The organism is Oceanivirga salmonicida (assembly GCF_001517915.1).
Classification (GTDB): domain Bacteria; phylum Fusobacteriota; class Fusobacteriia; order Fusobacteriales; family Leptotrichiaceae; genus Oceanivirga; species Oceanivirga salmonicida.
Map to the genome: position 1 here is coordinate 1 of NZ_LOQI01000059.1, position 10,205 is coordinate 10,205.

General features: G+C 27.3%; 8 protein-coding genes. 7 read left to right on the plus strand and 1 reads right to left on the minus strand.

The genetic code is table 11. The annotated features are described in order from the left end of the window. Positions 1–119 precede the first annotated feature (119 nt). From mutS to nagA, 7 genes are all read left to right on the plus strand, one after another. Positions 120–2,702: a DNA mismatch repair protein MutS gene (mutS, locus tag AWT72_RS06890; protein WP_067142834.1), complete on the plus strand. Its 2,583-nt coding sequence runs from the start codon at positions 120–122 to the stop codon at positions 2,700–2,702. Between the two features lies 1 nt (position 2,703). After that, positions 2,704–5,295: an alanine--tRNA ligase gene (alaS, locus tag AWT72_RS06895; protein WP_067142837.1), complete on the plus strand. Its 2,592-nt coding sequence runs from the start codon at positions 2,704–2,706 to the stop codon at positions 5,293–5,295. Further along, positions 5,295–5,711 carry a Holliday junction resolvase RuvX gene (ruvX, locus tag AWT72_RS06900; RefSeq protein ID WP_197035241.1) on the plus strand — a complete coding sequence of 139 codons (417 nt, stop codon included), beginning with the start codon at positions 5,295–5,297 and terminating at the stop codon, positions 5,709–5,711. The genes alaS and ruvX overlap by 1 nt, the downstream gene beginning before the upstream one ends. Positions 5,712–5,831: 120 nt before the next feature. Then, on the plus strand, positions 5,832–6,962 hold the full coding sequence (locus tag AWT72_RS06905) for a pyridoxal phosphate-dependent aminotransferase (RefSeq protein ID WP_067142843.1): 1,131 nt from the start codon (positions 5,832–5,834) through the stop codon (positions 6,960–6,962). Further along, positions 6,962–7,417, plus strand: a complete 456-nt coding sequence (locus AWT72_RS06910) for a DUF441 domain-containing protein (protein WP_067142846.1) — start codon at positions 6,962–6,964, stop codon at positions 7,415–7,417. Before AWT72_RS06905 ends, AWT72_RS06910 begins: the two co-directional genes overlap by 1 nt. Position 7,418: 1 nt before the next feature. Next, positions 7,419–8,639 (plus strand): peptidase T, encoded by a 1,221-nt coding sequence (pepT, locus tag AWT72_RS06915; protein WP_067142848.1) that lies wholly within the window; start codon positions 7,419–7,421, stop codon positions 8,637–8,639. A gap of 23 nt (positions 8,640–8,662) precedes the next feature. After that, positions 8,663–9,805: an N-acetylglucosamine-6-phosphate deacetylase gene (nagA, locus tag AWT72_RS06920; protein WP_067142850.1), complete on the plus strand. Its 1,143-nt coding sequence runs from the start codon at positions 8,663–8,665 to the stop codon at positions 9,803–9,805. Positions 9,806–9,923: 118 nt separating this feature from the next. Here nagA and AWT72_RS06925 read toward each other — a convergent pair whose 3' ends face one another. Continuing rightward, positions 9,924–10,166 carry an amidohydrolase family protein gene (locus AWT72_RS06925; RefSeq protein WP_306765434.1) on the minus strand — a complete coding sequence of 81 codons (243 nt, stop codon included), beginning with the start codon at positions 10,164–10,166 and terminating at the stop codon, positions 9,924–9,926. Positions 10,167–10,205: the final 39 nt, after the last annotated feature.

The following is a 10,205-nucleotide window of genomic DNA, read 5'->3' on the forward strand; positions in this document are numbered from 1 at the left end:
AGGTAAAACTAATAGAAGTTTAATACCAAAGAACCTTGCGACTTTAGTCATGAGAGTTTCAGATTATTGAAAAAAGTTCTTCTAAATGTTAAAATAAAAGGTATAGAAAAGGGGGAAATATGTCAACACCACTTTTGAAACAGTATAGAGAAATAAAGGAAAAATATAAAGAAGAAATACTTTTTTTTAGATTAGGAGATTTCTATGAAATGTTTTTTGAAGACGCAGTTACAGCTTCTAAAGTTTTAGGGCTTACTTTGACTTCGAGAAATAAAGAAAAGGATAAAGATGTTCCTTTGGCAGGAATTCCATATCATAGTGCTAGTCAATATATAAATAAATTAGTAAATGAAGGATATAAAGTAGCAATATGTGAGCAAGTAGAAGATCCAAAAGAAGCCAAAGGTTTAGTTAAAAGAGAAGTAATAAAAGTAATAACTAAGGGGACAGTTATAGATGTAGATAATTTGGAAGCAAACAAGAACAACTATATAGCAAGTGTAGTAATAGAACAAGATAATGCATATATTTCATACATAGATATAACTACTGGAACTTTTAAAGCCTTTATAACAGATATTTCTAATATATTATCACTAATTTATAGACTAGATATTAAAGAATTAGTAATAACTAAATCAAATTATACTAAAATAGAGACTTCTTTATTAAATAGCGAAATAAGTATATCTATGGTTGATAAACCTAGAAATTCTGCTAGTTTTTTGTGTGATTATTTTGATATAGCATCATTAGATAGTTTTGGAATATTTGATAAGAATTTAATAGATTGTTGTGCCTCTTTATTAGACTATATATTAGAAAATCAGGTAAGCATTGATTTAAATATACCTAAAATTACATTATTACAAAGTGAAAATTATGCAGATATAAATATAACGACATCTAAGAATTTAGAATTAATTAAAAATGGTAGAGATAAAAGTTCATATGGAACATTACTTTGGATAATAGATAAGTGTAAAACTTCTATGGGAAGTAGACTTGTAAAAGAATATCTTAATTACCCATTAATGAATAAAACTGAAATTTTAAATAGACAAAAAGATATAAGTTATTTAATAGATAATATGATATTAAGAGATGATATTAGAGATGAATTAACTGATACTTATGATTTAGAAAGAATATTAAGTAAAATAATTTTTGGTAGTGAAAATGGAAAAGATTTAAGAGCTATATCTAAAACTCTGAAAAAATATATAAAGATATGTGAATTATGGCCTGAAAAATTTGAAGAAACTGATATAAGTTTTATGCAAGAATTAATTGATAAAATTGATAATTGTATAGTTGAAGATCCACCTTTTACTGTAAGAGAAGCAGGAATGATAAAAGAGGATTTTAATGAAGAAACAAAAGAATTAAATGACATATTGCATCATGGAAATAAATTTTTAATTAAAATAGAAACAAGAGAAAAAGAAGAAACGGGAATAAAAAATTTAAAAATAAAATATAATAAAGTTTTCGGGTATTTTATAGAAATAAGTAAATCTAATATATCAGAAGTTCCTGAAAAATATATTAGAAAGCAAACTTTATCAAATTGCGAAAGATATATAACAGAAGAACTTAAAATATATGAGGATAAGATAATAAATGCAAGAGCAAAATTAAATGATTTAGAATACAATATATTAAAGTCTTTATCAGAAGAAATAAAGGTATATAAAGATAAATTATCAGCATTAGCCAATATAGTATCATATATAGATGTTATGGCATCTTTTGCATATGTAAGTGTATCTAATAACTATGTTAAACCTACATTTAATGATAAAGATGAGATAAAAATATTAAATGGAAGACACCCTATAGTTGAAAAATTAATAACTAGTCAATTTATAGAAAATGATACATATTTTTCATATGGCAAAAGTTTTGTTATCTTAACAGGACCTAATATGGCTGGTAAATCAACATACATGAAACAAATTGCGTTAATATGTATTATGGCCCAAATAGGAATGTTTGTACCTGCTAAATCTGCAAGTTTAAGTATTATAGATAAGTTCTTAACTAGAATAGGTGCATCAGACGATATTTTGACAGGACAAAGTACATTTATGGTTGAAATGAGTGAAGTATCTAATATTTTAAATAATGCAACTAGCAAGAGTTTAATAATTTTAGATGAGATAGGTCGTGGAACATCGACGTATGACGGTTTATCGATAGCGTCAGCCATTTCTACATACATACATGATAAGATAGGTGCTAAAACTATATTTGCGACCCACTATCACGAATTAAATGAGTTAGAGCAAAGATATGAGCATATAGTTAATTATAGAATAGAAGTAGAAGAAAAAAATTCTAAAATTATATTTCTTCGTAAAATTTCAAAAGGTAGTGCTGATAAATCATATGGAAATTATGTTGCCAAATTAGCAGGTTTACCTAGTGAGATTTTAAGAGAATCTAAAAATTTATTACATAAATTAGAAAAAAGACAAATATTAATACAACAAAATGAAAATATAGGGCAGTTATCTTTATTTGATAATCCGAGTTATTTAGAATCTAAAGAAAATACAGAAGAAAAATTAAATATGTTAGAAAACTTAATCGAGGAAATAGAGGATATAGATATAAATAGCATGACACCATTAAAGGCTTTAAACACATTACAAGATTTAAAGCAATATATAAATGAAATGAAAAATCGAAAGGAATAATATGACAGGTAATGAATTAAGAAAAAGTTTTGTAGATTTTTTCGAATCTAAAAAACATAAACATTTTGAAAGTGCTTCTTTAATACCAGATGACAAAACTTTATTATTAACAGTAGCAGGTATGGTACCTTTTAAACCATTTTTCTTAGGAGAAAAAAAAGCACCATACAAAAGAATAACTACATATCAAAAGTGTATAAGAACTAATGATTTGGAAAATGTTGGAGTAACACCTAGACACCATACTTTTTTTGAAATGTTAGGAAATTTTTCTTTTGGAGATTATTTCAAAAAAGAAGCAATTTCTTGGTCATGGGAATATATAACAGAGCATTTAAAATTAGATAAAGATAGATTATGGATATCAGTACACCATACAGATGATGAAGCATATGATATATGGACTAAAGAAGTTGGAATATCGCTAGAAAGAATGGTTAGATTAGGCGATGAAGATAACTGGTGGGCAGCAGGACCTGTTGGTTCTTGTGGACCATGTAGTGAAATATATTATGACACACAAAATATGGGTGAGAATAATGAGGAAATAAATGCTAAACCAGGAGATGAAGGAGATAGATTCTTAGAAATATGGAATTTAGTGTTTACTGAATGGAATAGATTAGAAGATGGCTCATTAGTTCCATTACCTGAGAAAAATATAGATACGGGAGCAGGTATAGAGCGTGTTGCTTCTGTTGTTCAAGGTAAAAGTAATAACTTTGAAACAGATATTTTTGCCCTAATAATAAAAGATATTAAAAAAATATTAGAATTAAAAGATAATGAACAAGATACTAGTGTAAAAATAATAGCAGACCATATGAGAGCATGTACTTTCTTAATTTGTGATGGAGTAATTCCATCTAATGATGGTCGTGGTTATATACTTAAAAAGTTAATAAGAAGAGCATATGGTACTGGAAGCATAGCCAATAAAAAAATATTTAATAGTGGTGAAAGTTTCTTATATAAACTAGTAAATTCAGTAGTAGAAACTATGAAACAAGCCTACCCTGAATTAGTTGAAAAACAAAAATATATAGAAGAAATTATAAAAGATGAAGAAGAAAAATTTGCTAAAACTTTAAAATCAGGAACAGAGTTATTATTATCTAAAATAGAAAAAATAAAAGATAAAAAAATACCTAGTGAAATAACATTTAAACTATATGATACTTTTGGTTTTCCATTTGAACTTACTAAATTAGTATGTGAGAGTAAAGGTAAAATTGCAGATGAAAAAGAATTTAATTTAAAATTAGATGAACAAGTTGAAAGATCAAAAGGTGCAAGAGTAGTTTTAAGTGATATGATTAAAGATGAATTTATTGATAAATTCTATAAAGAACACGGAGAAACTAAGTTTACAGGTTATGAAACATTAGAAGATACTGCAACTATATTAAGTGTAGAAGAAACTAAAAATGGATTACAAATAATTTTAGATAAAACACCATTTTATTCAGCACAAGGTGGACAAGTAAGTGATAAAGGTATAATGTTTAATGATGATTTTAGTTCAGAAGTAATAGATATGGCTAAAAAATCAGATATATTTATGCACTATATTAAAATCAATAGTGGAAATGTACCAAAGCTTGGAGACAAAGTTAATCTTAAAGTAGATAAAGTATTTAGAGCAGGAACTATGAGAAATCATACTGCTACACATATATTACATAAAGCAATAAAAGAAGTTTTAGGAGATCATGTAAATCAAGCAGGTTCATTAGTTTATGATAAAGGACTTAGATTTGATTTTACATATAATAAAAAACTAGATGAGAAAACTATTAGAACTATTGAAAGAAGAGTTAATGAAATTATACAAAATAATAATAGGGTAGAAGTAACTTATACAACACAAGAAAAAGCAGATGAAATGGGAGTTATTGCTTTATTTGGAGAAAAGTATAAAGATACAGTAAGAGTAGTAGATATAGTTGACTATTCAGCAGAACTTTGTGGTGGAACACATTGTCCACATACAGGACTTATAGGTTCATTTTATATATTATCAGAAGAATCAAAGGCTTCTGGTATTAGAAGAATAGAAGCAATAACAGGTGTAGCAGCTTATGAATATTCAGTAAAAAATATGAAAACTATATATGATTTAAGTCAAGAATTAAAAGTTGAGCAAAGTAATCTTTTAAGTGGTGTACAAAAACAAAAAGAAACTATTAAAGATTTAGAAAATGAAATTGAAAGTTTAAAACAAAAATTAATAGATTCAGAATTAGATGATATACTAAAAGATTATGAAGAGTATAATGGAATTAAGATTTTAGTTAAAGAATTAAAAGTAGAAAGTTCTAATTTAAAAATTATTTTAGATAAAGCAAAAGAAAAATTAGATAATGCAGTAATACTATTTGCAGCTAAATCAGGAGATAATTTAGTATTTGTTTCAGGTGTAACTAATGAATTAACTAAGAAATATAAGGCGGGAGAAATAGTTAAATTTGCATCTAATATTGCAGGTGGTAATGGTGGTGGAAGACCAGACTTTGCACAAGCAGGAGCAAAAGATATAACTAAATTAGGAGAATCATTAAATAAAACATTAGAGTTTATTAAGGGAAAATAATGAAAAAATATATAGGACTAGATTTAGGAGATGTAAGAATAGGGGTTGCTAAATGTGACCCATTAGGTATTTTAGCTACAAGTTTACTAGTCATAAATAGAGAAAAAGAAGATGCAATAAAAAAAATATTAGAAATATGTGCTGATGAAGGGACATATAAATTGGTAGTAGGTAAACCTTTAAGATTAAGTGGTGCAAGTGAAATACAGGTAGAAAAAGTAGAGAAATTTATAAACGAATTAAAAGAAAAAGATGCTCGTATAGAAGTAAATTATATTGATGAAAGATACACTACCAAAGAAGCAGAATATTATTTAAGAAATTTTTCAAAAAAAAATGGTAAACAAAAAAGACAAGTTGTAGATATGATAGCGGCAACCATAATATTACAAACGTTTTTAGATGGTTTAAAATAGAAAAATTGAAAATAAATATCAAAATAAATAAGGGTAAATGAAAAGAATTTACTCTTTTTTCTTGAAATAAAACTTATTAGGGAATATAATAGAAGTATAGTGAATTTAAAGGAGAGATGAATGAGAAAAATAATAGAAGGTATAGAAGTATCTAAAATAAGGCAAATTGCATTAAAAATGAGAGATTTTAAAGATGGTATAGATTTTACAATAGGAGAACCTAGTCAAGACATTCCACAAATTATTAAGGATGAAATGATAGACAAAATAAAAAATGTAAAAATAGGTTATTCAACAACTGGTGGAATGATAGAATTAAGAGAAAAGATTGCTAAATATTATAATAAATATTTTGGATCAAATTATGATATGAAAAATTGTATAATAACAATAGGTGCAACAGAAGGTATAGCGGTTTTTTGTAGAGCCGTATTAGAAGAAAATGATGAAGTATTAGTTCCGCTTCCGGCTTACCCAGGTTATGAACCTAATATTTTAATGGAAGGTGCAAAACCAGTATATATAGACACTAAAGATAATGGGTTTAAAGTTACTGCAAAAATGTTAGAAGACAATATTACAGATAAAACAAAGGCAATAGTTTTAACTTATCCAAATAATCCTACAGGAGTTTGTTTAAGTGAGAAAGAAATGGACAAAATAGCAGATGTTATAAGAAAAAATAATGTGTATCTTTTATGTGATGAAATATATGCAGCATTAGCATTTGAAAAATTCCACTCTATTGCTAAATATCAAGATATAGAAGACAAGGTAGTAATTATTAGTGGATTTTCTAAATCACATTCTATGACAGGTTATAGAATAGGTTACATGTTATCAAGTAGTAAAAATATTGCTAATTTAATAAAAGCAAGTCAATATACTACAACAGGAACTGCCACACTATCACAATATGGAGCAATGGTAGCCCTTGAAAAATGTTTAGATAGAAGTGAAGTAATAAAACAAAATAAAGAAAGAGTAGATTATATGGTAAAAGGTCTTGAAAAATTAGGCTTTAGTGTTATAAAACCTGAAGGAGCATTTTATGTTTTCGCATCATACTCTAAAATTTCAAATAAAGACTCACTTAGTTTTTGTACAGAAATACTAGAAAATACACATGTAGGTATAGTTCCTGGAATTTGCTTTAATGTAGAAGGGTATGTAAGATTATCTGTTATAAAAGATATACCTGAATTAGATGAAGCTTTAAATAGATTAGAAAAATATTTTAAGGGAATATAATGGAAAGTTACATTATATTAGCAATTATAGGACTAATAGGCTTAGTAGGTAAAAATAAAATACTTGTTTATTCAGCATTAACCTTAATAGCATTAAAATTAATTCCATATAGTAATAAATATTTACCAGATATTAAAGTTAATGGTTTAAAAATTGGAATATTTATAATAACTGTAAGTGTTTTAGTGCCTATCGCAACAGGTAGTATAGGATTAAATGAAGTAATATTAACTTTGAAGAAAAAAGAGGGAATAATAGCATTAATAGTTGGTGTAATAGCTTCTATAATAGCAACTAAGGGTATACACCTACAATTAATTGAACCAGAAATAGTATTATTTGTATCTCTTGGAGTGGTTGCAGGAGTAGCATTTGTAGGTGGAACACCAGTTGGTGCAATAGTTGCCAGTGGTTTAACTTATATAGTACTAAAAATAGTGGAAAAGGTGATTTAAAATGAATGAAACTTTATTAGAAAGATTTGTAAGATACACTAAAATTAATACAAGATCTTATGAGAGTAATAATACAGTACCAACTTCAAAGGAACAAGAAGAATTTTTATTTATGCTTAAAAAAGAATTAGTTGATTTAGGCTTAGAAAATATACATATTACTAAAGGATGGTTTTTAACAGCCACACTTCCAAGTAATATGGATAAAAAAGTTCCTAATATTGGATTTATAGCACATGTAGATACTGCTGATTTTAATTCAATAGGAATTAAACCTAATGTAATAGAAAATTATGATGGAAAAGATATAGTTTTAAATAAAAAAGAAAATATAGTTATGACAGTAGAAAAATTTCCTAATTTAAAAAACTATATAGGAAAAACATTAATAACTACTGATGGGACAACTTTATTAGGTTCAGATGATAAATCAGGAATAGTAGCAATATTAGATGCTATAGTATATTTAATTAAACATCCTGAAATAAAACATGGAGAAATTAGAATAGCCTTTGGTCCAGATGAAGAGATAGGTAGGGGTGCAGATACTTTTGATGTTAAAGATTTTAATTGTGAATTTGCTTATACTTTAGATGGTGGACCATTAGGAGAATTAGAATATGAAAGTTTTAATGCTGCACAAATAGAATATGATATTACTGGTATTTCAGTACACCCAGGAACTGCTAAAGATCAAATGGTAAATTCTCAATTAATAGCTAATGAAGTAATTAGTATGTTCCCTAAAGATGAAGTTCCTGAAAAAACTGATGGTTACGAAGGTTTTTATTTATTACATAATATGGAAGGTAGAATAGAAAAAACTACTATGACATATATAATAAGAGATCATGATAAGAAAATCTTTGAACAAAGAAAAGCATTTTGTGTAGAAGTTGCTAATAAAATCAAGAAAAAATATGGAAATATAATAACATATAATATGTTTGATCAATACTATAATATGGGTGATTTAATAAAAAATGATATGCGTAGTGTTGAACTAGCCAAAAAGGCTATGGAAAATCTTAATATAAAACCAGATATAAAACCTATAAGAGGTGGAACTGATGGTTCTAAGATAACATTTATGGGTCTAATGTGTCCTAATTTATTTGTAGGTGGAGAAAATTTCCATGGACAATATGAAATAGCATGCTTAGAAGATATGTTAAAGGCAAGAGATGTAGTTCTTGAAATTATAAGATTAAATAGTAAATAATTAAAAAGGGGGATATCTATAATATGTTAATTAGAAGTAAAAGAGTGTGGACAGCTAATCAATTTTTGGCTTGTATAATAGAAGTAGAAAGTAAACAAATAAAAAGAATAATGCCTTATGATGAAAATATAAAAGTTGATTATGATTTTGGGAATAATAGAGTATTACCAGGATTTATAGATGTTCATACACATGGAGCAGTTGGATTTGATACTAATGACGCAAATGAGCAGGGTCTTCGTACTTGGACTAAGTATTTACCATCAGAAGGTGTTACAGCTTTTTGTCCAACAACAGTTACACAAACAGAAGAAGTTTTAACAAAAGCATCAGAAAATGTAATTAAAGTTAGAAAAGAAGGTTATGAGGGTGCAACTATATTAGGAATTAATTTTGAAGGGCCTTTCTTAAATGTTAAACATAAAGGTGCTCAACCTGAACATTGCATAGTAAAACCAGATATTGAAAAATTCAATAGATTTCAAAAAGCTTCTGATGGCTTATTATTAATAATTACATTAGCAGTAGAAAAAGATACTGACTATGAAATGACTAGAGAATTATCTAAAAATGGAGTTATTATTAGTGTAGGTCATAGTGCTGCTACATATGAAGAAACAGTTATGGCCTTTGCTAATGGTGCTAGACTTATGACACATACATTTAATGGGATGACAGGATTACACCAAAGAATGGCAGGGCAAGTAGGTGCTTCAATGAGAGTAAGAGATACTTTTGCTGAAATAATTTGTGATGGAATACATGTTAAACCTGAAGTTTTAAATGTATACTTTAATTCTAAAGGCGCTAGTCATGCTGTTATGGTTAGTGATTCAATATCTGCTAAGGCTTGTGGAGAAGGAGAATATTATTTAGGTGGAGAAAGAGTATTTATTTCTCCAGATGGTAGTGTTCATAGAGCAAGTGGAACATTAGCTGGATCAACTTTAAGAATAATAGATGCTTTGAAAATAAGTGTTGTTGATGCACTAATTCCATTTGATGCAGCTATTAATGCATGTACCTTAAATCCTGCAAGATTACTTAGAATAGACGATAGAAAGGGGATGATAAGGGCTAACTATGATGCTGATATAGTTATTATAGATGATAGCTATAATGTATTAAAAACTATGGTAATGGGTAAATTTGAATATAGTAAATAATAGATTTATATAAAGAACATTTATTGAAAAAATGTATATAAATATTTTTGAGATAGGTTTTTTTTATGAAATGCACCTGAACACTCACGACTTTAGTCGTGAGATGAAAGGTGCTTTTTCATATGTAATGTGAAAAACAAAAATATATATAAATAGTATATTCAAATTTACCCATTACCATAGTTTTTAATACATTATAGCTATCATCTATAATAACTATATCAGCATCATAGTTAGCCCTTATCATCCCCTTTCTATCGTCTATTCTAAGTAATCTTGCAGGATTTAAGGTACATGCATTAATAGCTGCATCAAATGGAATTAGTGCATCAACAACACTTATTTTCAAAGCATCTATTATTCTTAAAGTTGATCCAGTTAATGTTCAACTTGCTCTATG

Coding starts and splice junctions, on each gene's coding strand:
- mutS (WP_067142834.1), top strand. CDS start 120: ATGTCAACACCACTTTTGAAACAGTATAGAGAAATAAAGGAAAAATAT.
- alaS (WP_067142837.1), top strand. CDS start 2,704: ATGACAGGTAATGAATTAAGAAAAAGTTTTGTAGATTTTTTCGAATCT.
- ruvX (WP_197035241.1), top strand. CDS start 5,295: ATGAAAAAATATATAGGACTAGATTTAGGAGATGTAAGAATAGGGGTT.
- AWT72_RS06905 (WP_067142843.1), top strand. CDS start 5,832: ATGAGAAAAATAATAGAAGGTATAGAAGTATCTAAAATAAGGCAAATT.
- AWT72_RS06910 (WP_067142846.1), top strand. CDS start 6,962: ATGGAAAGTTACATTATATTAGCAATTATAGGACTAATAGGCTTAGTA.
- pepT (WP_067142848.1), top strand. CDS start 7,419: ATGAATGAAACTTTATTAGAAAGATTTGTAAGATACACTAAAATTAAT.
- nagA (WP_067142850.1), top strand. CDS start 8,663: ATGTTAATTAGAAGTAAAAGAGTGTGGACAGCTAATCAATTTTTGGCT.